Annotated in this window: 16 protein-coding genes; 12 read left to right on the plus strand and 4 right to left on the minus strand. The window is 40.2% G+C overall.

What is annotated here, in order from left to right; all coding sequences use genetic code 11:
* Window positions 1–5 precede the first annotated feature (5 nt).
* Window positions 6–1,343, plus strand: a complete 1,338-nt coding sequence (locus JXQ92_RS04660; RefSeq protein WP_421985425.1) for a Gfo/Idh/MocA family protein — start codon at window positions 6–8, stop codon at window positions 1,341–1,343.
* A gap of 74 nt (window positions 1,344–1,417) precedes the next feature.
* Here JXQ92_RS04660 and JXQ92_RS04665 read toward each other — a convergent pair whose 3' ends face one another.
* Complete coding sequence (locus tag JXQ92_RS04665) at window positions 1,418–1,903, minus strand: DUF962 domain-containing protein (protein WP_421985426.1); 486 nt, start codon at window positions 1,901–1,903, stop codon at window positions 1,418–1,420.
* A gap of 201 nt (window positions 1,904–2,104) precedes the next feature.
* Here JXQ92_RS04665 and JXQ92_RS04670 point away from each other — a divergent pair, with 201 nt between their 5' ends.
* Window positions 2,105–3,496, plus strand: coding sequence for a vanadium-dependent haloperoxidase (locus JXQ92_RS04670; protein ID WP_421985427.1), 1,392 nt, complete (start codon window positions 2,105–2,107; stop codon window positions 3,494–3,496).
* A 78-nt stretch (window positions 3,497–3,574) separates the two neighbouring features.
* Here JXQ92_RS04670 and JXQ92_RS04675 read toward each other — a convergent pair whose 3' ends face one another.
* Both JXQ92_RS04675 and JXQ92_RS04680 read right to left on the minus strand, forming a co-directional pair.
* Window positions 3,575–4,624, minus strand: a complete 1,050-nt coding sequence (locus tag JXQ92_RS04675; protein WP_421985428.1) for an AI-2E family transporter — start codon at window positions 4,622–4,624, stop codon at window positions 3,575–3,577.
* A 239-nt stretch (window positions 4,625–4,863) separates the two neighbouring features.
* Window positions 4,864–7,929 carry a VPS10 domain-containing protein gene (locus JXQ92_RS04680; RefSeq protein WP_421985429.1) on the minus strand — a complete coding sequence of 1,022 codons (3,066 nt, stop codon included), beginning with the start codon at window positions 7,927–7,929 and terminating at the stop codon, window positions 4,864–4,866.
* A 469-nt stretch (window positions 7,930–8,398) separates the two neighbouring features.
* Here JXQ92_RS04680 and JXQ92_RS04685 point away from each other — a divergent pair, with 469 nt between their 5' ends.
* The 4 genes from JXQ92_RS04685 (at window position 8,399) to JXQ92_RS04700 (ending at window position 13,310) form a co-directional block, all read left to right on the plus strand.
* The gene (locus JXQ92_RS04685; RefSeq protein ID WP_421985430.1) at window positions 8,399–8,860 is read left to right on the plus strand and encodes a hypothetical protein; all 462 of its coding nucleotides are present in this window, start codon (window positions 8,399–8,401) and stop codon (window positions 8,858–8,860) included.
* Between the two features lie 11 nt (window positions 8,861–8,871).
* A complete protein-coding gene (locus tag JXQ92_RS04690) occupies window positions 8,872–9,450 on the plus strand; it encodes a hypothetical protein (RefSeq protein WP_421985431.1) in 579 nt (192 codons plus the stop codon).
* Between the two features lie 94 nt (window positions 9,451–9,544).
* Window positions 9,545–10,012 carry a hypothetical protein gene (locus JXQ92_RS04695; RefSeq protein ID WP_421985432.1) on the plus strand — a complete coding sequence of 156 codons (468 nt, stop codon included), beginning with the start codon at window positions 9,545–9,547 and terminating at the stop codon, window positions 10,010–10,012.
* Window positions 10,013–10,106: 94 nt separating this feature from the next.
* Complete coding sequence (locus tag JXQ92_RS04700) at window positions 10,107–13,310, plus strand: PAS domain S-box protein (RefSeq protein ID WP_421985433.1); 3,204 nt, start codon at window positions 10,107–10,109, stop codon at window positions 13,308–13,310.
* On the opposite strand, the gene JXQ92_RS04705 is transcribed toward JXQ92_RS04700, so the two are convergent.
* Window positions 13,307–13,945: a response regulator gene (locus tag JXQ92_RS04705; RefSeq protein ID WP_421985434.1), complete on the minus strand. Its 639-nt coding sequence runs from the start codon at window positions 13,943–13,945 to the stop codon at window positions 13,307–13,309. The genes JXQ92_RS04700 and JXQ92_RS04705 overlap by 4 nt on opposite strands.
* Before the next feature lie 174 nt (window positions 13,946–14,119).
* On the opposite strand from JXQ92_RS04705, the gene JXQ92_RS04710 reads away from it, so the two are divergent.
* The 6 genes from JXQ92_RS04710 to JXQ92_RS04735 all read left to right on the plus strand — a co-directional run bounded on the left by JXQ92_RS04710 (window position 14,120) and on the right by JXQ92_RS04735 (window position 24,748).
* Window positions 14,120–16,852: a prolyl oligopeptidase family serine peptidase gene (locus JXQ92_RS04710; RefSeq protein WP_421985435.1), complete on the plus strand. Its 2,733-nt coding sequence runs from the start codon at window positions 14,120–14,122 to the stop codon at window positions 16,850–16,852.
* Between the two features lie 142 nt (window positions 16,853–16,994).
* Complete coding sequence (locus tag JXQ92_RS04715) at window positions 16,995–18,119, plus strand: dipeptidase (RefSeq protein WP_421985436.1); 1,125 nt, start codon at window positions 16,995–16,997, stop codon at window positions 18,117–18,119.
* Between the two features lie 44 nt (window positions 18,120–18,163).
* The gene (locus tag JXQ92_RS04720) at window positions 18,164–20,224 is read left to right on the plus strand and encodes an amidohydrolase family protein (RefSeq protein ID WP_421985437.1); all 2,061 of its coding nucleotides are present in this window, start codon (window positions 18,164–18,166) and stop codon (window positions 20,222–20,224) included.
* A gap of 24 nt (window positions 20,225–20,248) precedes the next feature.
* Window positions 20,249–20,809: a RidA family protein gene (locus JXQ92_RS04725; RefSeq protein ID WP_421985438.1), complete on the plus strand. Its 561-nt coding sequence runs from the start codon at window positions 20,249–20,251 to the stop codon at window positions 20,807–20,809.
* Between the two features lie 117 nt (window positions 20,810–20,926).
* Entirely contained in the window at window positions 20,927–22,579 is a 1,653-nt protein-coding gene (locus JXQ92_RS04730) for a DUF4886 domain-containing protein (protein ID WP_421985439.1), read from the plus strand.
* A gap of 294 nt (window positions 22,580–22,873) precedes the next feature.
* A complete protein-coding gene (locus JXQ92_RS04735; RefSeq protein ID WP_421985440.1) occupies window positions 22,874–24,748 on the plus strand; it encodes a M1 family metallopeptidase in 1,875 nt (624 codons plus the stop codon).
* The last annotated feature ends 138 nt before the right edge of the window (window positions 24,749–24,886 follow it).

Below are 24,886 nucleotides of genomic sequence, written 5' to 3' on the forward strand. Positions count from 1 at the left end.
AAGAAATGAATAAAAGAGAGTTTTTAAAAAATGCTGCAATACTAACCTCTGCTTCTGTTTTGCCATCCTCTATTTGGCAATATGCCAAAGCAGATAAATTAAGAACGGCTCACATTGGTGTTGGGGGAATGGGCATGGAAGATTTAAAGTCAATCTCATCTCATGAAGCGGTAGAAGTCACGGCGCTTTGTGATGTAGATGCCAAGAATTTAGCCGTTGCACAAAAAAGACACCCAAATGCCAAAGTATTCGCGGACTATCGTGAGATGTTGAAGGAAATGGGTAATGAAGTAGATGCTGTAATCGTGTCGACGCCTGATCATACCCATGCACCTGCATCCATGATGGCTATGGGATTAAATAAGCCAGTTTATTGCCAAAAACCCCTCACACATCATGTTTCTGAAGCCAGAGCGATGCGAAAAATGGCCGAGGATAAGAATTTAATTACCCAAATGGGTATTCAAGTCCACTCATTCTATGACTATAAACTAGCCACTTTACTCATTCAGGCAGGTATTATAGGAAAAGTAAAAACCGTAAGAGCTTGGTCACCTAAGAACTGGGGGTTCGACGGACCCGCACCTACAGGATCCGATCCAGTCCCAAGTCATTTGAATTGGGATTTATGGCTTGGCACAGCCAAAGAACGCCCCTTTAAAGAGAATGTATATCACCCAGGGAATTGGCGTAAAATATTGGACTATGGCTGTGGTACTCTAGGCGATATGGGGGTGCATATATTTGATACACCATATAATGCATTAGCATTAGACATTCCTTTAACCATTAAGAATAAATGTAGGAAGCCAACTGGGTTTGGTTTCCCTGAAAATAATACCGTTACCTATAAATTCCCCGGAACAAAGTATACAGCCAAACATCTAAAGTGGGTTTGGTACGATGGCATTGATGCCCCTAAAAAGCATAAGGACTTGCGTTTACCAAATAATGAAACGCTACCAGATCAAGGCGCCATGTTTGTGGGTGAGAAAGGAAGACTATTGCTACCACACTTTATGCAACTCCCTAAATTGATTGTAAAAGGGAAATATCAAGATATCGATATGTCTATTATTCCTGAAACCGATCGTTTGGGCGAGCCAGTCAGAGATTATGGTCCGGAAGGAGAAAAACACTATCATCAGTTTGTAGATGCCTGCTTAGGCAAAGGAGAGTGTACCGCACCATTTACCTATTCTGCAAGGCTAACGGAAACCATCTTATTGGGCGTAATTGCAGGAAGGTTTCCGAATAAAAAGCTTCACTGGAACAATGAAACTTCTCTTTTTGACGAGAAAGAAGCTAATGAGTTTTTAAACTCTCCGTATAGAGAATTTTAAAACACGGCATTCCTAATTGATAAAAAAAACATCCTTATAACTATTATGAGGGTGTTTTTTTTGCCTTTAAGTGACTAGAATTTAATGTTTAGCGCATCAAATAAATGGCTCATCGTCCATGCCGGACCAATCATTAAGAATTGAACATCTTTTAAAAAAGAAGGCTTTTTGCCCTCATGCTTATGTCCAACAAACTGAACGATCCACGCCACCACAAATATTACTAACATGACAACCCAAAGGGGGGCCAAGTCTAATAAAACCACTTGTTGAATCGCTAATAATACTATCGTAGAAAACACCAACATACTGAAAAAGAGGATGACGGAAAGCCTTAAATAATAAATCAAACCAAGAATGACAATAACGCTTCCTACATGAGCAAAAGGCCTTAAAACTTCAGGTAAAAATTCTTGTACGGCCACTGGTAAGGCGATTCCAGCAAAAAGTCCTATCAGGCTCAAAAAAATAGCAGGAACACAGAAATAGTGAACTATACGATTGAATTTAGTTTGGTGACTTTCCCCGTATTCACCTAAAAGCTGGTCAATTTTTCTCATCGTTCAATTTGTTTTTCATTAAGACTTCCGATTCGTAATACTGATTTAGCAAAATTCTATTAATCATACAAATCCATAAAATTTTGAAGAGGGGGTTGGGTAGAGCCATCCGTTATGCGTCATCTCAACAACAATGAATAAATGAATTGAACTCAAGAACCAAATATGGATGGGTTCAATGTTTCACTAAAACTAAGAACGATGAAGAAGGCAAAATTAACTTTACTCTCCCTAGTCATCTCTATGGCTTTTGTAATCCAAAGCTGTAACAATGATGAAGAAATAATTGATGGATTTGACGAAACTGAAATCGACGATATTTCAATAACCGGCAATGGAATAGCACATGAATGGACAGACCTAATGTTGCGATTAGAACAGTATTCACAAGGCAGACCAAATGCATCAGCAAGAGCACTTGCCTATATTTATCTTACCGCTTATGAAACCGCTGTTCCAGGAATGACAAATTACATTTCTGTTGACGAAAGACTGAGAGGTCTTCGTATAAGAGATAGCGAAAGAGCAGATGAAGTTGATTATCAAATCGCACTAAATACTGCTTTTGCAAAGGCAATTGATCATTTTTTGATTAACGTACCGGAAAATTTAACCAGTGAAATCAATGCACTTGAAACTGAGATTGAAAGTCAACTGTCTACTGAAGTCACAGAAGAATTATTAATCGCATCGCAAGAATGGGGTAATTATGTTGTTGATCAAGTGATCTCTTACAGCCAAAGCGATGATGATGCTGAGGAACAAATATTGGACCCACAGCCATTGTCATACGAGCCACCAACTGGTGATGGATTCTGGACATATTCAGCTGATCCTGAACGTGCATTATTTCCTTATTGGGGAGAAAAAGTGAGGACATTTGTGATTGACCCTGATGAAACTACTACAGTAGACCCAATTGAGTACAGCGAGGAAGAGGGTAGTGACTACTTTGCGCAAATGATGGAGGTATATAACGTAAACAATGCCGCCAGAGCCGATCAAGGAGAACAACTTTGGATTGCTGAATTCTGGAGTGATGATGTGGAAGGCTTAATGATAAGCCCTCCAGCGAGGCAATTTGCCATTGCAAACCAATTGATTGTTCAATATGACTTATCACTTGATGAAACACTCGCGCTTTATTTAAAACTTGGTTTTTCACTTAATGATGCCGCAGTATCAGCTTGGAAATACAAGTATGAGCATATGGTAATGCGCCCAAATGTCTTTATTCATGAATTTATAGATGAAGAATTTCAAACGAACTTATTTAGACTCGTTGATTGGCCAAATCCTAGTTTTCCGGGTTATCCATCAGGTCATTCTACATTTGCATCAGCCGCAGCAGGTTTGTTTATAGACGCTTTTGGAGATGCTACCAACTTTACGGATAGAACACATGAAGGAAGAACTGAATTCCAGAGTGAACCAAGAACATTCTCTACATTTTCTGATATGGCATATGAAAATGCCTTTTCAAGAATACCATTAGGCGTTCATATTAGCATGGATTGTGAAGAAGGACTACGCCTAGGGTATGAAATTTCTGATGCTGTAAATAACTGGAACCTACTTTCAGATAGTTTCTAGTACTAAATCAGAATAGTTTTAGCTGCCGTGCTTAGACAATTATCTTGTCGACAAGATAATGGCTTAAGTACGGCTTTTTTACTCTTCATTACCATCATCGGCTTGCTCAACGTCGCCATTTTGAGAAAGCATAATAGCCACCCGTTTAGTGTTGGGGAATTGAGAGAAAACAATTACCATTACTACCGTAATAGGCGTACTCAGCAACATACCCGTTATACCCCAAATTTGCCCCCAAACAATAAGCGCCAATATGGTAACGAGTGGGCTTAAGTTAAGAGAGTTGCCCATTACTTTAGGTTCAATCACATTACCAATAACCCATTCTATAACGCCCAGGCCGACTAAAATGATCAAAAAAGGTGTGAATTCACCAAATTGCATCAAACTAAAAACAGCTGGAAAAAGTGTAGCAACTAGAGAACCAATGGTAGGAATATAGTTTAAAAGGAACATCAAAAGTGCCCAAAAGAAAGGTGAGTCCACCCCCATAATAGCAAGGAAAACATAGCCAACAATTCCGGTAAGTAAACTCACATAGGTTTTGAGTCTGATATAGTCACCAAAAGAAGTGCTAATTCTATTTAAGATTTTCATCACCCTAGACTCTTCACTCGATGTAATAAACATTTTTGTGAGCTTTTTCTTAAAGCTCGTTTCCTCTGAAAACATAAACGCAGCGTAAACCAGAATAATAATAGCATCTCCTAAAATTCCGGAGATAGATCCTGCAATTCCGCTGAGTGTATCGCCATAATCGAAACCCTCTTGAGCCGTATTAAATTGTTCTTGAATATTTATATTGAAAGTTTCGTTAATCTTATCTAAAAGACTGTTAATGTTTACCTTATAACTTTCATATGAAACAAGTAGTGAGTCAATGTTATTGGTGATTAATTTCGATAAACCTGCAAATCCAACCACTAAAATGACGAAGACCAAAACATTAACCATAGTGGTATTAAGCTTCTGACCAACTACCGGAATTTTGCGCGCTAATTGTTTCATTGAGGTACCGAGGTACCAAAGAATTACGCCAAAAACCAAAGGAATTAAAATACTTTCAGCATAGATCAATAGTGCTAAAACACCCGCAATACCGATAACACTATAGGCTAACTTTTTCATAAGTCAATAATAATCAATTAGAGAGAATATTTAAGGTTATGTATAGGAAGGTAATGTCATTGGTTAAAATATAAACTCTATAAAGTGTAATGAAAATGCGTCGACCAGTCTGTAAAGGCGGCAATTAATAATCCGATAAAGACATTGAGAAACGAATAGTCATATGCAGTTATATGAACAAAAAGAGCAACTGACTTATATAAGTCCAGTTGCTCTCTTTTCAAAGTTTTTAGACGCGGTTAGTCGATTTTAATAGATTTGTTCTGACTTGAAAGCATGTCGTTTACCTTCTTTAGGTCATTTTTTAGAATATTTTCCATTTTGTCTAAGTGTCCTTTTAGTTCCTTTTTCAATTCATCAAAAACCACATAAGCAGCATCAGTGGGTTTTGACTGGCCACCTTGAATACTTCTTCTCAAAGAAGCTAATCGATTGTTCAGTTTAATAGGGAAGTTCAATGGGTCTTGCGGACTTTGGTTTTTTACCTGATACAAATCCTCTTCAATGACCGTAAGCTTTTCAAGCATGCCTTTAATGGCAGTGTTAAGATCATTATTGTCTCCAGAAGCAATTTTCAGTGCTTGTTTACGGATTTTTCTAATCTGAATAACCGCTTCATTGGCTTCAGATGTCTTGTCACGAATCGCCACACTTAAATCAAATTGTAATTGCAAATCTTCGGGTGTTATTCCTTCAAGATTTGGATTCATTTCAATATCAAAATCAGTCGTATAAGATTTTCCATCATGAGTCATTTTTACTTTATAGTTCCCGATAGGCGCTATTGGCCCGCTTTGCGGTCTGGCACTCCAAATGATCATTCCATCAAATACTGTAGCGCCAGGATATCTCAAATCCCACGTAAAGGTATTCAGCCCTTTGGCAGTTGTAGGAATGCTGCTTCTACCGTTTTGTTTATTGCCAGTAAACGACTTAATCAATTCGCCATTGGCATCCATTATTTCAATTTTCACACTATCGGCCTGTTCAGGTAAATAGTACTGAACCGTTGCATTATAAATACCTCTGATAGGATTAGCAGGCTTGAACAGCGTGACTTTATTATCTCCATTGATTTTTGCAGCCTCTCTGAACGGTCGAATATCATCTAAAATCCAAAAACCGCGGCCATGCGAACCTAAAACTACGTCATCATCCCTCAAGACAAGATCACGAATAGGCGTGTCAGGTAAGTTTAATTGAAGCGATTGCCATTTAGCACCATCGTTAAACGAGACATACACACCATGCTCTGTTGCTAAATAAAGAAGTCCTGGCTTTTGTAAATCTTCACGAATAGCGCGGGCAAAATGTCCTGGTGCAATACCATTAATGATTTTAGTCCATGTTTTACCATAATCGGTCGTTTTGAAAACATAAGGTTCTCTGTCGTCAACCTGATAACGATTAGCCGCAACGTATAAGGTGCCTGGATTAAACTTACTTTCATCGATAATACTGATTCTTGAATATTTCGGTAAATCCTTTGGCGTAATGTCTGTCCAACGTTTTCCGCCATTTCTAGTGATGTGCATTTTACCATCATCGGAACCAGCCCAAATTGTATTTACATCATGATTTGAAGGAGCCAGTGCAAATACTGTCGCGTAAATCTCTGGCCCATTCATATCTTTGGTAATAATACCTCCAGTTTCACCAAGGGTTTCAGGGTCAGCATATGTCAAATCAGGACTGATTTTCTCCCAGGTTTGGCCATCATTTGTTGTTTTCCAAACATGCTGCGATGTAGTGTACATCGTAGATGGATCTTTTGGCGAAAACATAATAGGGAAGGTCCATTGCCACCTTTCTGGTAAGGCACTAGAAGGTTCACCAGAAAAGAACCTCGGATAAACCTGAATATCTCTTCTTTGGCCTGTTTTTCGGTTATAGCGTGTTAGTAAAGCACCTTGACTACCTGCATAGAATACATCAGGGTCAGTAGGACTCTGCGTAATCCAGCCACTTTCTCCACCGCCGACAGGGTAGTGCCATCCGTGTCCGGGGCCTCTGCCCAACATGTGCCGCCAGCCATCGCTTGGCATCGCCAGTGTACTATTATCTTGTTGAGCACCTGCTACGTGATACGGTACATCACTGGTAGTCATAACATGATAAAACTGAGTGGTGGTATAGTCTTGTTCTGTCCAAGATTGCCCACCATTTATGGTCACCGTTCCACCGCCATCATTTGCACTAATCATTCGGTTAGGGTCATTCGGATCAATCCACAAATCGTGATGATCACCGTGTGGTGGCCTGATTCGGATATCGAACGTTTCACCACCATCCGTTGATTTCCAGAAATTCACGTTTAAACCATACACTACATCCTTGTCTTGTGGATCGGCATAAATTCTAGAATAATAGAAGGCACGTTGTCTCAGTTTTCTCTCAGAATTCACACGTTTCCAAGTCCACCCCGCATCATCTGATCGAAAAATTCCACCTTCATTAGCTTCTACCACTGCCCAAACTCTATTGGGGTCAACCGGAGAGACGGTTACACCAATTTTTCCGATTGGTCCTTCAGGCATACCTGGGTTTTTGGTCAGATCAACCCATGTATCACCACCATCCAATGATTTCCAAAGCTTACAATCAGGGCCGCCGCCCCACATTTTCCATGCCTTTCGGTATACTTGCCAAGTGGAAGCATAAAGCACATCAGGGTTAGTTTTATCAATAATTAAATCCGCTGCACCAGCTTTATCGCTTACATAAAGTACTTTTTCCCAAGTATTTCCACCGTCTTTAGACCTGAAAACTCCTCTTTCTTCATTATCACCATAAACATGACCAAGTGCAGCCACATAAACGATATTTGGGTTTGTAGGGTGAACCCTGATTCTTGAAATGGCTTGAGTTTCTTTCAAACCAAGGTGTCGCCATGTCTTTCCGCCATCGGTAGTCTTATAAACGCCATCGCCTTGCGTAATACTACCCCGCAATTGAGTTTCACCACCACCTATATAAACAATATCAGGATTGGTTTCTGCAACGGCCACTGCGCCAATACTAGATGAGGTAATTTGTCCATCAGTTACTGGAAACCATTCGTTTCCGCCGTCTGTAGTTTTCCAAAGGCCACCACCAGTTGCGCCAAAGTAATACTCATTGGGTCTTCCAGGGCTTCCAGAAGCTCCTAAAGACCGCCCACCGCGTTGTGGACCAATATTTCTCCAAGAATAGCCTTGATAGAATGATGGGTCAACAGGATCAGGATTTTGAGCTGAAATGTCTTGTGTTGAAAAAATCAACATGATGCCCAAAAAAGAGAGCAAAATAGATTGCTTAGTTTTCATTGGTTTGAGATAAGGTTGAAGTGAAAAATACGAAATCTATATGTATGGTGGAGTACCATTTATTTTAGTGGTGAGCATTTTATCAGTCTGTTTAATTCAAACCTAAAAGTCGTTGCGTAAAATGGAATGCTTATTAACCTGAAATTGATCAAATTTTTATCTGGATTGAAAACTACGTTTGAAGAGAATTGAAATTCAGACTGTGTTTTTTTCACTCTCTTTAATTCTAAAGCGAATTTGATTCCATGTATTAGTACTCTGAAACATCCTTATTGCCCGTTTTTCTTTATCTGATACGTGAAACCCTTAGTAGGCCTTCAGTGTTTGGATTACTTTCAGCTAGGTTATTACCCCTAGATTTTATAGGGGATTCTGGGCAATAAAGATTGGATGTTCTTCTAATGTATGGGGACATAGTCTTATCGACATTTAGGTATGAAAATCAACTGAAACTAAAAACCCAGATGTCATGAAAAATCTAATCCTTTTCCTCGCGCTAATCCTCATCGGTAATGTATCAGTAGCCCAGCACTATTATTTCAATTCTCAACAAAAAAGAGCCCAGAGCTTTCAAGTTGGAATCAATTCAGGTGTTTACAATAATCACCTCATGCATGGTATTCAGATCGGAGCCAACTTCAATGAGAAATTAGAAGTTTCCTTTTTTCATATGAGAGATTATAAGTCGAGCAGAGAGAGTTGGATGGACTCAAGATGGTCTGGTCTTAACCTTAACTACATGCTAAATATCAATGAGAAAGTTCAATTAGGACCAATTATTAGAATATCTCAATTCAATAGCGAGTTTCAGAAACCATTTATCGGCCTAGAATCTCGTTTTGTATTAAACGACAATGCTAAGATTGGATTCTTCTACGGAAACGCTAGCTCCAATGGTGCTGGTATAAAACTTATTTGGAACCTCTACTAAAACTGACAGTCATGAAAGCTATCGTCGTCATACTCATTATAATTCTGTCATCCTGCTCTGACTTATATATTGTTCCAGAGTCACATTACATCATACCTGAAGGTAAGCACAGCAGTAAATTAGTAAACGGTTCAATAGGAGATAAGCTAAGATCTATCAAGACTGGGAGACTTGAGTTTAGTGCGAGATTTGACAACTCAGCTAGATATGATTTGCACAATAACAACCAACAAGACATAAATAAATTGATGGGGTTTTCAGAAGCCAATCAACATCATCAAGATGGTAGTATTCGCTTCGGTTGGAGATACGATAAAGCACAAGACATGGTAGAGATATTTGCTTATGCCTATCGCGATAAGCAATTGTACTATGAAGGCATAACTATGGTAGAAATTGGTCAGACTGCAGTTTACCGTATTGTGGTTAACCCATCAAGTTATTATCTCGAAGTGGATGGTGTTTCGTTAGTCCTTGATCGAGAACAAAAAGAACAGAAAGGATTCTATTATATGCTCTATCCATATTTTGGTGGAGATGAGAAAGCACCGCATGACATACACATTTATATAAAAGAATTGTTTAGGTGAGCTCATAGTAGTCGAGCTTTAAGTGTAAAGAGGTGTCGGAAGGGCACCTCTTTTAAAGGCCAGTCATCATTTATAAAACTATAAAACTAAAGTCATGAAAGCGCTCATCATTGTCCTTGTCATTTTTATAGGAACTCTTTCCTTACCAGCTCAGGATTATTATATAATGCCATCGAGGGCTTCGGTTCAAATTGAATTAGCAGCTTATGGCAGACGCTCAATCTTAGGCTATATGAATGGTATCAATATTGGAGTTGATATCAATAGCCGTTGGAATTTCTCATATACTCAATTGGTCCAAATCGCAAAGGGTGCAGATAGAATTAGCCAAAATAAATTTGAGGCAATAGATGTGAGTTATGCGATTAACCCAAAAAGCAATTTAAAATTAGAGCTTAACGTACAAGGTGGGTTTTATAATAAAAATTACTTAGCCATCCATCCATCATTACAAGTAAAGTATGCCCCTGAGTCAGATTACTTTGTGACTTTTGGGGTTGGTAAAAGCGATGGATTTCCTTTATTCAACTTTAAAGTTGGTGCTGTAATTTTCAAGAGGTAATTACCTTACGGTCTGCAATTCGCCTATTTAAGTGAAACACGTAGAAATGCATCATAGAATTTTTATCTATTACTAACGACTAAAATTCAATTAAATGGAAGGTTCAATACTTAAGAAAGAAGTAGAAAGTAAGCCCATTGGATATGCTCGATTTGAATTGACCGTAAACGACTTAGGGGAGCCAATAGATGCAAAAATTCTCGAAGTAAATCCAGGATTCGAAAAGTACTTTGGAATGGGAATCAAAGAGTTAAAGCACATTACAAAATTTCAATTGTTTGAATCTTTCTATAAAGGGCAAGAAGATCATTGGTTAAAAAAATATTATGACGTTGCCTTTAACGGAAAAGACTTTGTCGAGATCGTTGATTTCGACACATACCTTTCTTTTGAATTAAGTGTCTATTCTCCCGTTAAGGGGCAATTTGTTACCCTATTTCAGAACGTTTCAACCCGACAAAACAATGACCTTTTATACCGTGACATATTGACCAATATGTCCGAATCTGTATTTATCACCGATAAAGGCGGGTGCTTTAAACTTGTATGCCCTAGTACTAATGACATTTTTGGGCTTACACCTGACCAAGTCCAAGAAATAGGTTCAATAAACGAACTTATCGGTCTAGAGAAACAAGATTTATATGAATATGTCAACAATTCTAAAGAACCAATCGTAGCTAAGGATCTTATTCATAGCATAAAATGTCATAATGGAAGTGTCAAGCATTTGTCTGTAGATATTAAGAGAATCAATTTCTCGGATGAAGACCTATTATTCGTGTGCAGGGATGTAACAGATCAAATGGAGGTCACTAACGCACTAATGTTAGAGAAACAGAAGCTTAAATCGATAATCAATACAATTCCTGATTTGATTTGGATAAAGGATACATCAGGAAAATATATAACCTGTAATAAAGCATTTGAAAAACTGTACGATTTATCTGAAGATGAAATAATTGGCAAAAAAGACGATGATTTTGTGACTAAAGATGAGGCTGAGTCATATTTAAAGTATGACTTAATGGTAATGAATAAGACGCAAATTATTAAAAATGAACAGGTTTTATACCACAAAGATGACAACCAGAGAATAGAAGTTGAAACTACTAAGACACCGTTTTATGATTCTGGAAAAAAACTTCTAGGAGTTTTGGGAATAGCCAGAGATATAACCGAAAGAAAACGGTCACAAAAAGAGGTAGAACTATCTAATAAAAAATATGAGATGCTAGTGAGTACTACATCAGACGCTATATATATCCTAAATAAGGATCTCATTATAATGTCCGCTAACCATGCGGCTTCAGCCATGACAGGTTATTCTTCGGCTGAACTAAGAGGGATGTTTATTGGTGATTTGGATAAAGAGATAGGAGATGCACAGAGTGATAGTTATTTCGATGAATCGGTTGAACAAGGAGGAGCTTACCTTTTTGAACGTATTTATACCACTAAAGATGGGCGAAAAGTACCAGTAGAAATTAATGCTAATGTGGCTAATAAAGCTAGTGAAGACCAATATTTTTGTATAGTACGAGATATTTCTATTCGAAAAACGAAAGAAAATAGGTTCCATGAAATAATTGAGCAAGCCCCATATGGTATTGCATTGGTTGCCGACAATGGCACACCATATATGGTAAATGACAGCCTTAGTGACATGCTTGGTTATACCGCTAATGAACTATCAGAAATGTCCTTTGTGGAGTTCACACATCCAGAGGATAGGGAACAGGACCTTAACTTGTATAAAAAACTAGTTAATAGAGAAATTGATAGTTACAAAATCAATAAACGCTACATAACCAAAACTGGGAAGATTAAAAATTGTAGACTGGTAGTCTGTTTAATTGATGACCCATATGCTGACAACGGAAAAAGGGCATTGGCAATGGTGCAAGATGTAACAAAGAGAAAAAGACAAGAAAGAGAACTGGCAGAAAAAAACGAACTACTAGCGCAAGCGCAAAAAATAGCTAAAATTGGAAGCTGGCACCTCAGTGTTTTAGATGATAAGTTAAAGTGGACTGATGAAGTCTTTAGAATATTTGATACTGAACCACAGTCTTTTGAGGGTACGTTAGAAGCTTTCACCAGTTTTATCCACCCTGATGAAAAAAAATCAGTTATTCAGTATTTCAATGAATGTGTGGCTGAAAGAAAGCCTTATAGTATTACACATCGCATTGTTACCAAATCTGGAGTAATCAAATTTGTTGAAGAGAAGGCTTACTTTGAGTTTGATGATAAAAATAAAATGATTATTGCCCATGGCACAGTACAAGATGTAACTGAGACGCTCAGTTATCAAAACAAAATGAGCCTTCAAATCCGAAAGCTTCAAATGGCCTTAAGTTCCGATAACCTTGTTGCATTTGAGGTAGACCTTGAGTCTGGAGCGATTGACGTCTTCAGGGATGTAGAAGAGATTGATCCAAGTGTTTTTCCTCTGACCAATCTCCATAGTTTAGATAGTTTCATATCTAGTATTCGAAGAGAACAAAGAAATTCTGTGCTGCGCAAATTAGATGCATTGAAAACGGGTGCCTCAGATACCCTTATTAGTGAATTTCAAATTGCTCAAGATCATGGCTACACTTGGTATCGTGCTGTAATGTCTAGATTAGATATAGCGACAGAAAGCAATGAAAGACTCTTCATAATCATTAAAAATATTGATCAGGAGAAGAATCAAGATGATATTGAGCTCGTTGCACAGGAAATGGAGCGCCTAAGGATTTCAAGAGATATTCATGACAGTATTGGTCAGATGCTTATTGGAACCAGATTAATGCTAAAAACACAAATCATTAATGAAGAATACCGTCTAGAAGAGATTGATGAAATGCTAGATGAGATGATCAAAGAGAGTCGATTAATAATTAATAATTTCAGCATAAAGGTTAATGCCAGCAAAAATTTAAAAGAGACTTTTATAGACTTATCTGATAAAATGAGTCGCGTTTATCATGGTAATATTGAGATTTACTGGCAGGGGAAAGAGCAGTTCATTGATTTAAAGGTGATGACCAATATTTTCAGAATTTATCAAGAAGCTATTTCAAATGCTATAAAATATTCTGGCGCAAAGAAGATTAAAGTTAAAGTACGGAATCGTGATTTATTCTTTATGGACATTATCGATAATGGCAGAGGTTTTGATCCGTTGAATGTGGAACAAGGGTTTGGTATGCAAAACATGAAAAGCAGGTCGGAATCAATTGCAGCGGAACTGAATATTGAATCTGCTATTGGGGAAGGTACTGCAGTAAGGTTTAGATTAAAAACTTAGTAGAATAGATCGTCAAAGAGTTTTTCTCGGATCGCATATTTTACTAAACCTGCTATGTTTTTTGAACCTGTTTTCTCTAAAATATTGTGTTTATGAGTTTCAACAGTCCTCAAGCTAATGAAGAGTTCATCAGCAATTTCTTGATTGCTCCGTTCCTTAAAAACCAATTCTAAAATTTGAAGTTCTCTTTTAGTCAATTCTATGCCTGCTAACGTATTTGGAGAGGTTGTTAGCGTAGACATGATAGTTTCTGTTACTGCTCGAGAGTAGAATTTTTCTCCATTTACGACCTTTTCTATAGCAGATAGTAAATCAGCCGTATCACCTTCCTTTAAGACATAAGCTGATGCCCCTGCTTTGAGCATTTTTTTTATGCTTACTGAGTCGTCCATCATAGAAAGAGCAATAATCTTAGCTTCATTATCTATTTCACTGATTTGCTTAGTCATCTCGATGCCATCCATCTTTGGCATATTAATGTCCGCAATAATTAAATCAAAGGGTTCTGATTTCCACAGGTTTAATCCTTCAAGCCCATTATTGGCTTCTTTTAAGTTGCAGTCCAAAGACTTTCGTAAAAAAGAACCCAACACAGTGCGGATAATACGGTGATCATCTACCAGCAGTATATTCATACAATAAATTTTGGTCTAGAATAATATACTTAGTTTATCACTAAATGTCAACTTGATGACATTGTTCATAAGTGCAACTTAGTGGCTATTAAGTCTAATTCTGTACCTCTCAGCCAGATAAGTATTATATTTAACGGACTGCTCTATTAAATTTATTCTCAACCGAACCAAACCATGAAAATCACTATTAACTTACGCTCAGCCTATTTTAGCTTGGCTCTATTATTTCTCAGCGTTTTTGCCTTCGGCCAATCTAAGAAGGCTTTGAATCTCGAAGACTATAAAATTTGGAACAGCATTAGAAATACGGTATTGTCTCCTAATGGAGAATGGATGACCTATACCTATGCTCCAAATGAGGGAGATGCTACGCTACATATTAGACAAATAGATGGGGATACCATAAGAACGGCCACCAATGCAAAACAGGTATCCTTTTCTGAGGATAGTAAATGGGTGGCCTATATGGTCGACCCAGCTAAAAAAGTGGCAGATAAACTACGCGCTGGTAACAAACCTGTTGTCAGTAATTTGCACTTAGTAGACCTGAATACCAATGCTGTACAAGAAATCAAGAATGCGAAATCATACAGTTTTTCAAAAGATGCCAAGCTCATCGCTATTCACAAAAATGCGGCTGACAAGAAAGCCGAACATAGTGGTAGTGATTTGATCTTGAGGTATTTAGAGAGCGGCGTTACAGCCAATATTGGCAATGTATCGAGTTATGCATTCAATAAAGCAGGTACGCTTTTAGCCTTTCTTGTAGATGCCGATGGAGATGGCGGCAATGGTATTTATATAATGGACCTTACCATGAATAGGAAATGGCCATTACATACAAGTGCGTCAACCTATGCGCAAATGACGTGGAATAAGGCAGGTGATAAGATTGCAGTCTTATATGGTAAGAAGGAAGACGGGAATATGCAGCGTGATAATGCGCTTTTTTGGACGACTGGACTAACACCTGGAATGGCAAACGCATACAATGACCTCTATGAAGCAACAGCTTCTAATTTTCCCAAAGGAATGGTGATCAGTGAATATGCTAGATTGTCTTGGAATGAAAGTGGCACCCAGATTTACCTTGGAATCAAAGAACAACAGCAAGAGGTTAAGAAAGAAAATCAATTAAAAGCCAACGTCGATGTATGGCACTGGAAAGACGAGCAAGTCCAGTCTACACAGATTGTAAGGGCTAACAGAGACAGACGCGCTACGTACGCTGCGGTGCTCAATCTATCCAATGCTAATTTCATTCAACTGGCCAATAGCGACATGCCAAATGTCAATTTTAGTGATATGAGCAATTGGGCAGTGGGTAGAGAAGATAAGTCTTATAGAAACGATGTAAACAATCCCAGCGGCTTCGCTGATCTCTACAGCATTAATACCAAGACCGGCGAAAAACAATTGATCAAGAAAGGCAACTACTTTTTTTCCGGTATGTCACCAAACGGGCAATGGGCGATGTTTTCTACTAATGCCGAGTTAATGGGCTATAATTTTGAGAGCGGAGAAACTGTCAACCTTACAAAAAAAGCAGGAGTAAGCTTCTTAAACACTGAATTCGATAAGCCTACAGAAAAGCCAACCTATGGTATTGGTGGCTGGTCGGCAGATGGGAATTGGGTTTTAGTTAATAATAAATTCGATGTTTGGGCTATTTCAATGAATGGCAATGAGGCAATGAATCTAACGAAAGAGATGGGCAATGACCAAAGCATTCGTTTTAGAGCAGTGCAATTAGACCCAGAGGCCAAAGGTTTCGATATGTCAAAGCCAATCCTTCTTTCAGCCTATGGCGAGTGGACTAAGAAATCGGGCTATTACGAAGTGAAACTAGGTAAAAAGCCCAAGGCGCTTCGCTTTGAAGATAAAATGATTGGTCGATTGATTAAAGCTAAAAATGCTGATCGTATTGTTTATACCGAACAGACATTTGTAGACTTCCCAGACTACTGGATGTCGGATTTATCGTTTAAAAAACCACAACAAATTACAGATGCAAACCCACAGCAATCAGACTATAAGTGGGGGAAAAGAATACTCGTAGACTATACCGATAAACGAGGCCATAAACTTCAAGGAACGTTAGCCTTGCCTGCGGATTATGAAGAAGGTAAAAAGTACCCAATGGTGATCTATTTCTACGAAAGAATGTCACAAAGACACCACCAGTATTCTATGCCTACTTATGATGATAGGCCTCATATGTCTACTTATGCAAGCAACGGATATCTTGTGCTCATGCCAGACATTGTTTTCGATGTGGGGCTTCCAGGTTCTTCAGCATTGGATGATGTCACAAGCGCCGCCCAAGCCGTAATTGATTTAGGGTATGCTGACCCAGAACGAATTGGTTTACAAGGACATAGCTGGGGAGGTTATGAGTCTTCATTTATAGTAACACAAACAGATATGTTTGCCTGTGTTATTACTGGTGCGCCATTAACTAACCTCATCAGTATGTATAATGTAGCTTATAAACGAACAGGTAATTTAAATGGACCAATACTTGAATGGTCTCAAGGAAGAATGGGAGTAAGTCCGTGGGATAATATGGAGCTGTATAGAAGTCAATCACCTATCCATCATGCGAAGCATATTAACACGCCATTTATGATTTTACATGGAACTGCCGATGGCGCAGTGGATTGGGTACAAGGCTTAGAATATTATTCAACCGCACGAAGATTAGGAAAAGAAGTCATTCTCCTGTCTTACCCTGATGAACCGCATCACTTAGGCAAAGAAGCCAACCAAAAGGACTTCCAGATTCGAATGAAGCAATATTTCGATCATTACTTAAAAGGCACACAAGCGCCATTGTGGATGAGAGAAGGCGTAAAGCATTTAGATAAGAAGAAAATAGGTCCAGAAGTAATGGAGAAAGGAAATTAAGCCAAAGATAACATAGAATTAAGAGGCCAACTTTGTTACAAAGCTGGCCTCTTTTTTATGGTATGTGCATATGATAAATGTTGTTAACTAATGCATTGTCGATCGGCAAAATTGGCGAATAATCATTAGATTGAAAGACCGTATGTCCTTTAAACGTAGAGAATTAATCAAAATATTGCCGGTGGGCGCGCTTTTGCCCTGGCAGCTGATCAGTACATTTGCAGATCAAGACAGTCTCAACACAACATCTGCTTCCAAACGGCATCAAGAGGTCGATCAAGTGTACAATCAAGCGATTGTCTTTGACGGCCTACTGATTCCCCGAGGATGGAATGAAGCTTCCTTCAAGGCACTTGCCAAGTCGGGTTATACAGGCTTTAATGCCTCACTAGTTTCAAGAAACCTGAAGCTTGCTATGGCTTCTATGCGTGAATGGACTCAACGTATCGAAGACAACTCCGACAAGCTTATTCATGCGAAAACGGCAGATGATTTTCTGCGCGCCAAGCGAGAGAAAAAAGTAGCCGTGATGTACGGGTTTCAAAATGCCACCATGGTAGAGAAGTCCGTCGACAATGTTGACACACTCTACAAAGCAGGCGCCCGCTGGATTCAGTTGACGTATAATGAGCGTAATTTATTAGGCGATGGCTGTACCGAACGCACCAATGCAGGCTTATCCGACTTCGGGCTTGAAGTTGTAGAGCGTATGAATGAGCTCGGCATAGTCGTAGACCTATCGCATTCCGGAAGGCAAACCACCAACGATGCCATCGCTTTTAGCAAAGCAGGCGTTTCCTTTAACCATACCATGTGTGAGGCTTTATACAAAAATCATCCACGTGCCAAAACAGATCAACAGATTCGTGCCATGGCCGATAAAGGCGGCATGATGGGCGTGATTGGTCTAGGGTATATGATTGGTCCAGATCCCGGAGGAAAAACGACTTTAGACACCTATGTCGATCACATTGAACATGCGATTAAGATAGCAGGCATTGACCATGTGGGCGTAGCCACCGATTTTGCGATCGAAGGCCTCGAAGCCAATGGCGCCACGCGCGAAAACTGGTATATACCTCGATTGACAAGATTCAAACCCTCTTATCAAGTCCGCTGGCCACCTTGGATCCCAGAGTTGGACCAACCCGAACGCTATAAGTATGTTGCCAGACGATTAGACAAACGGGGCCATAGCACCACAAATATTGAGAAAATACTCGGTGGCAACTGGTTGAGATATTTTCGAGAAACATTGAAGGCCTGATTTTTTAATCGATTCAAGGCAAATTTTCTATGATGCATATGAACATGAAAGCAATATTGAATAATGGCACGTGGAAGAAGTGCTCCGTTTTAGGATTGATAGCACTGATGCTATCCTTCGGCTGTAGTCCTGAACCGAATCAATGGGAAGACATTAATGAAGAAGGAGCCTTTCTCGTGTACCGAAGGCAATCACTTATAGGAGAGGAGTCTTACAAAATCACTTCCAACAAGGACTCAATCATTGTGAAATCCCTTCAAGGTGAAAATGAAAGAGGGCGCATCACGGGCGTAGATGCTGAGCTGCATTTGACCATGGACCTATCACCAACCTACTATGTCAATAGACGGCTCGCCAATGGTGATACTACGAATAATTTGATCGTAGAAGTCAAATCCGATCAGGTTTCCGTATGGGAAAAGCGCTTTGAGGTAGCCACCACTTCAACACCCGATATGTTCTTTCCGCTGCACAGTAACATCCCTGCTGCGATGGAGATGATGCTCTATCACTACTATTTTAAGCAAGGTAAGCCAGAGGGCATTCCCACTTTACCGAGAGGTGAAATCACGATTACCAAGACAGGACAAGATATCATTCAGATCAAAGGAGAGGAAGTTACCCTAGATCGCTATGTGGTCGAAGGCATCAACTGGGGCGGCCGAACCATCTGGCTAGACCAATCCAACAACTTGATCGCTTTGGTCAAAGCCAATACACAAATCAGGGAATTGGTGAGAAAGGGCTATGAAGAAGCCTTACCAACCTTTGTGGCTGGTAATGTAACCGAGCAAATGAATACCTTGGCCCAATACACTGCCGACCATAAAGAAGATCAACCAGCTATTACCGCTTTGGTGGGAGCCGATGTGGTCGATGGCCTCAGCGATGTTACCCAAAAAGACATGACCGTGATCGTTGAAAACGGTAAGATCAAAACCATTGGAAGCCGAGCATCCACAGAAATCCCCGAAGGCGCTCAAGTGATCGACCTAGCCGGAAAGACCTTAATTCCGGGATTGTTCGATATGCACGCACATTCCAACCAAGTACAGTGGGCACCGGCTTATCTTGCAGGAGGCGTTACCACCATTCGCGACAATGGCAATGAAATTGAGTTCGCCACAGCCTTTAGAGATGCCATCGCCAAAGAAGGAGCCTTGGGTCCGGATATTTTGTTGGCAGGCATGACGGATGGCGCAGGCATTATGGGCAATGGCGTAATCCGAGCCACTTCACCCGAAGGAGCTCGCGAAGTGGTCGCCAAGTATTATGCGGAAGGCTACAATCAGATTAAGATCTATACCTCCATACAACCTGAGGTGTTGAAGGTGTTGGCGGAAGAAGCCCACAAAAAGGGAATGACCGTCACGGGCCATGTACCCAGGGCGGTTGGTAACACGGTAAGCGCTGTAGAAAGCGGCATGGATCAGCTCAGTCATAAAGGACTCTTTCTATCCGTACTTTATCCCGACAAAACCACCACCGAACTCGGTCGCTCTTTCTTATCCGAATATGAGGTCAGTGCTGCGCGATTGAAGCAAGCGACTGACTTCTTCCTCAAGCACAAAACCGTCCTTGACCCTACGATTGCACTCGATGTAATCAGAAGCCTACCCAGAGGAACACCCATCGAAGTAGCCGAACCTGATGCTTTTAGAATGGCCTATGAGTTATTTGAGGGAAAAAGATTCCGTAGCGGTGTGGGGCCAAAACGGTCGGTAGAGGCCACTAAAGATTATACCAAAGCGATGGAGATCATTGGTCACTTTTATAGAGCGGGTGTGCCGATCGTGGCGGGCACGGACAATGTGGTGCCTGTCTATAGCCTGTACCTAGAAATAGAGACTTACCACAAATTAGGCGGACTTACACCTTTGGAAGCCCTCAAAACGGCCACTATTATTCCTGCTAGGGCCATGGCCTTAGGAAACCAAACCGGAACGCTAGAAGTAGGTAAGGAGGCCGATATTGCCATTCTGAATAAAAATCCACTAGAAGATATCAGCAATTTAAGAACTGTAAGTGCAGTAATGACCAATGGAAACTATTACCTGAGCGATCCACTATGGAAAGCCGCAGACTTTATTCCCCGCAACAACTAAGCATTGATCTTCAAAACCTTTACCATGTACAAAACCAATACGCAATGCCTTGCGGCTGTCCTCTTAATGATTTTAGTGGCCAGCTGTACCTCACAACCTAAAGCAGAAGCCCCAGAGGCAGACTACGACCCGGAAGCCCGGTTAAAAGAACTTAATATCACACTACCAACGCCACCACAACCTGTGGCCAACTATGTCAATGGTGTGCGTGCTGGTAACTTGATTTTTTTGGCGGGGAAAGGCCCCAAATATCCAGATGGACGAGAGTTGAGAGGCAAGCTCGGTCAGGACATCACCATTGAAGAGGGTTATGAAGGTGCCAGAATGACGGCCATCAATCAAATGGCAGTTTTAAAAACCATGTTAGGCGATTTAAAGAAGGTAAAGCGTATTGTAAAAGTACTGGGCATGGTCAATTGTGATCCTTCTTTTGTAGAGCAACCCGCAGTGATCAATGGCTTTTCAGATTTAATGGTCGATGTCTTTGGCGAAAGAGGTCGACATGCTCGAGCCGCAGTAGGCATGACCTCATTACCTAGAGGCCAAGCTGTGGAGATCGAATTGGTGGTTGAAGTATATGAATAGGGGTTCATGAAATAGAGGATTTCACGTGTAACAGAAAATGCTTGATCAGTACTTTGGTGCATTCACAAAGAATAACTATTTATTTAGTTTATATTTGAGTAAATCTAAACTTCATCAATGAAACAGAAGGCCATTTTTACGCTACTCTTGCTTGCAACAGCAGCGCTTTCATTTGCTCAAGTTGACCGATCTGACACCACTAAGATTCTTTTCATAGGCAATAGCTATACATATTTCAACAGCGCTCCAGAGTTATTGAAAGGACTGGCCAAAGAAAAACTACCCAATCATGTCGTAGAAACACAATTGATTAGCCAAGGAGGGATGACTTTAGAAAGGCATTGGGAAGAATATCGGGCAGTGAAAGCCATTCATGCCAACGATTGGGATTATGTGGTGCTTCAAGAACAGAGTAAGCTTGGTATGCGCGTTATCATCGATGACCTTACTTATTTTGGACAAACTGATCGCTTCTTTGAGTATGCTAGGAAATTTGACGCGGAGATCAAAAAGACGGATGCCAAAACAGTATTCTTTATGACTTGGTCCATAGAAGACCGGCCAAAGGAACAAAAGATTCTGACGCAGGCCTATACAAACATCGCCAAAGAACTGGATGCTATAATTACCCCTGTAGGGCTGGTTTGGGATAAAGTACGAGATAACGACCAAATGGACTTATACTTTGTAGACGGTTCGCATCCATCTCCATCAGGTTCCTACTTAGTCGCTACGACAATGTTTGCCACCTTATTTGATAAAAGCCCAGTTGGTTTATCAGGAAAGTTAATGGGCAATCGACTTTCAAGTTTTGGAGTACCTGACTCAGTACCATCTCAGCTCGTTGATATCCCAGCTGCAAATGCAAAAACGATTCAAGTCGCGAGTTGGGTTGTCGCTAAAGCAATGAAAAGGAAAGGGGGCTATCCTAAAATCAAGAAACCAAAATTAAGTTATAAGATTCCCTCTCCTGAAACTGGCAAAAGTATTACTACGAAAGATATTGTAGGTAAATGGTACGGTACGTCTACCTATAGCAATGACTATAATGGATTGCTTTTAGACATTGAGGCAGTTGGTAATAGACTCACTGTGAATCTATCTTTCTACACGCCAGACAGAGCAGATCGAATGACTGTCACAAACGTAAGTATAGAGAATAATCAACTTCAACTAACCATTATGGATAGTTTGAGAAGCTTAAGCTCCAATATCAGCTTTTCGTTTATCAAAGATCAATTGAAGGGAGTATCAAAATCATCCTTGCGCAATGTAACACGCTATAAGCACTGGAATCTGACCAGAAACAATATGCAGAACGGCCTTGATTTAGAAGCTTCAGATATGTTATTACAAACGTTCATGTCCGACAGTAAGAAATCAGGATATATCGATGCGGCACTTACTTATTATAGAGATTACAGTGCGCTAATTGGTAAAGAATACAAACCAACAGAAGCCTATTTGAATGCCATGGGTAATATTCTATTAGAAGGTAAAAAGGTGACCGAAGGGCTGAATCTCTTCGAACTCGCCACGGCATTGTATCCACAATCTGTCAGTGCCTACCAGAATTATGGCGTAGCATTGTCAGGAGCAGGTCAGCAAGAAAAAGGGATAAAAGTGTACACCGAGGGGTATAAATTGGCTAAAAAGACAAACCACAAAAACTTATCGGTTATCGAGGCTAATCTGAAAAAGCTTAAAGCAAATGCAGCAATTCAAAGTATGCCACCACCACCACCGCCGCCACCAGGAGGTGGGCAATAGGCTTAAGGTCATTCGGAAAGCGAGCGCATTGCTTTCAGGGTTACTATAAATTTATTTCAGGATCTAGAAACTCTGATAAAGAAGCGGAACCTCACACATAATTAGGGCTATACATTTTCAGTGGAAATGGCTAGTTTACACTCATTGTCAATAACCAAACTACGACTAATTATGATGTCTCGCTTACTTATCTGCTTATTCTTATTTTCGAGTACACTCGCGTTTTCCCAAAAGAAAACACCACTTCGAAATTCTATTGAAACCTCTCAGCGGTCCATTCGCAAAAATGTACCTATGACCAATTCCATTCGCAAAGCTTTTGCCGAAGGTACGCGTGATTTTACGGGACGACCAGGTGCTAATTACTGGCAAATTCAGACAGATTATGATATTAATGCCAGCATTAACCCCAATACACAGATTATTACTGGTAGTGAAACCATCAGCCTGCATAATAATAGCCCAGAGCCCATGACAATGATCGTTTTAAAGCTCGATCATAACATTTTTAGAGGCGATGTACCACGTGGTTCTTCGCGACCAGCAGAAACAACTGACGGTATGGTGGTGACTAGAATTACGGTAAATGGCGACTTGGTAGATCTTGCACCAATTCCTAGGCCGCGTCAACGAGGGGCCAGATTGGCACCGCGGTTAGAAGCTTCAGGTCTGCAACAAACAGTAGCCTACATTTCTTTGGCGAATCCCATTCCAGCCAATTCAAAAGCGACACTAGAAATTGATTGGCATACGAAACTACCGGGTGGCGAAAAAGGTAATGCCCATAGAATGACACAGCGCTGGCAGCGAAGACTTTTTCAGCCAACGCAATGGTTTCCAAGAGTAGCCAAGTTTGATGACTTAAGGGGATGGAAAACGCAGCCTTATTTAGGTCCAGCAGAGTTCTTTAACAACTTCGGACGATTTGATGTGAAAATTAAGGTGCCGGCGGGTTGGTTAGTGAGTGGAACTGGAGTGCTTCAGAATCCTGAAGAGGTTTTAATGGCACCGATTAGAGAACGCATGGCAAAAATTACCGATTCAGACGATGAGATTACCATTGTTGGTGAAAATGAAAGAGGTGCGGGAAAAGCAACAACTACCGGAGAGAGTTTAACCTGGCATTTTGTAGCCGATCAAGTGAATGATTTTGCTTGGGCTACTTCTAATGAATTTATCTGGAAAGCTACACGCGCTACCATTCCCGGAAAAGGAGAAATCCCTATCCATATGTTCTATTTACCAGAAAGAGCGGAACGTTTTGCCCGCGCAGGCGAAATAGGAAGACATGCCCTAGAGTTTTATTCAAATCTTTGGGCGCCTTATGCCTTTCCTCAATTGACTTTCCAAGATGGACCAAGTGCGGGAATGGAATATCCGATGGTGGTGAATTCCAATCAGGGAGCGGCAGATCATGAAATTGCACATCAATGGTGGCCAATGATGCTTGGAACTAACGAAACGAGATATGGCTGGATGGACGAAGGCTTTAATTCATACATGAATATCCTTTCTAGAAATGATGCGAGGGGTGTGCCTTTCAACTTAGATAATAGAGGCAGAAGTTATGGTAGAGTAAGTGGTGGTGAAGATGAAGCCACAATGATGTGGAACGCCAATTACGGTGGGAATGGCTATGGCTATCAAACCTATAGCAAAGCCCCTGCGATGCTCTCCATGTTGGGCGGAATTGTGGGCGACGATAAAGTGATCGCAGCCATGAAAAAATATTCTGAAGTATGGGCATTCAAGCACCCTTCACCATGGGATTATATCTTCTTTATGAACAATGAACTCGGTGAAAACCTAGAATGGTTTTGGTACTACTGGTTATGGACTACCGAATCAGTAGAAGGATCGATAAAAAATGTAAAAACAGGCAGTACAACAGAAGTTACAGTACACCAAGCGGGAGAAATGCCTTCTCCTGTGGTCTTAAAAGTAGAATTTGAGTCTAATGGACCGAAAATCAAAGGCATGAAGAATGCGGTAATGGTGGATGATAATACAGCCATTGTTACTTGGCCTGTAGATGTTTGGTTTAATGGCAGTAGAACTTTCAAAGCTAAAATGACCTTTGGTGGAAGAAAGATTGCTAAGATCACTTTAGACCCAGCGGGAAGATTCCCTGATAAGGATGCCAGCAATAACGTTTGGACTAAGAAATAACCAATTCCCTGAGCCATTACCGCAATAAAAAACCTATGTCAATGGATGTCTCAATCAATCGAGGCATCCATTGATGTTTTAAAAATGCTTTGGTCAATTATGGCGAACTTTGCTGGTAATATGTATCAAATTGAAATT

Origin of the sequence: Roseivirga sp., from assembly GCF_049099775.1 — a bacterium.
In the GTDB taxonomy this organism is placed as follows: domain Bacteria; phylum Bacteroidota; class Bacteroidia; order Cytophagales; family Cyclobacteriaceae; genus Roseivirga.

Excerpts from the sequence above, each read along its gene's own strand:
- JXQ92_RS04710 (WP_421985435.1), top strand. The coding sequence starts at position 14,120 with ATGAAAATCACTATTAACTTACGCTCAGCCTATTTTAGCTTGGCTCTA.
- JXQ92_RS04725 (WP_421985438.1), top strand. The coding sequence starts at position 20,249 with ATGTACAAAACCAATACGCAATGCCTTGCGGCTGTCCTCTTAATGATT.
- JXQ92_RS04685 (WP_421985430.1), top strand. The coding sequence starts at position 8,399 with ATGAAAAATCTAATCCTTTTCCTCGCGCTAATCCTCATCGGTAATGTA.
- JXQ92_RS04665 (WP_421985426.1), bottom strand. The coding sequence starts at position 1,903 with ATGAGAAAAATTGACCAGCTTTTAGGTGAATACGGGGAAAGTCACCAA.
- JXQ92_RS04675 (WP_421985428.1), bottom strand. The coding sequence starts at position 4,624 with ATGAAAAAGTTAGCCTATAGTGTTATCGGTATTGCGGGTGTTTTAGCA.
- JXQ92_RS04730 (WP_421985439.1), top strand. The coding sequence starts at position 20,927 with ATGAAACAGAAGGCCATTTTTACGCTACTCTTGCTTGCAACAGCAGCG.
- JXQ92_RS04695 (WP_421985432.1), top strand. The coding sequence starts at position 9,545 with ATGAAAGCGCTCATCATTGTCCTTGTCATTTTTATAGGAACTCTTTCC.
- JXQ92_RS04680 (WP_421985429.1), bottom strand. The coding sequence starts at position 7,929 with ATGAAAACTAAGCAATCTATTTTGCTCTCTTTTTTGGGCATCATGTTG.
- JXQ92_RS04705 (WP_421985434.1), bottom strand. The coding sequence starts at position 13,945 with ATGAATATACTGCTGGTAGATGATCACCGTATTATCCGCACTGTGTTG.
- JXQ92_RS04735 (WP_421985440.1), top strand. The coding sequence starts at position 22,874 with ATGACCAATTCCATTCGCAAAGCTTTTGCCGAAGGTACGCGTGATTTT.
- JXQ92_RS04720 (WP_421985437.1), top strand. The coding sequence starts at position 18,164 with ATGAAAGCAATATTGAATAATGGCACGTGGAAGAAGTGCTCCGTTTTA.
- JXQ92_RS04690 (WP_421985431.1), top strand. The coding sequence starts at position 8,872 with ATGAAAGCTATCGTCGTCATACTCATTATAATTCTGTCATCCTGCTCT.
- JXQ92_RS04670 (WP_421985427.1), top strand. The coding sequence starts at position 2,105 with ATGAAGAAGGCAAAATTAACTTTACTCTCCCTAGTCATCTCTATGGCT.
- JXQ92_RS04660 (WP_421985425.1), top strand. The coding sequence starts at position 6 with ATGAATAAAAGAGAGTTTTTAAAAAATGCTGCAATACTAACCTCTGCT.
- JXQ92_RS04715 (WP_421985436.1), top strand. The coding sequence starts at position 16,995 with ATGTCCTTTAAACGTAGAGAATTAATCAAAATATTGCCGGTGGGCGCG.
- JXQ92_RS04700 (WP_421985433.1), top strand. The coding sequence starts at position 10,107 with ATGGAAGGTTCAATACTTAAGAAAGAAGTAGAAAGTAAGCCCATTGGA.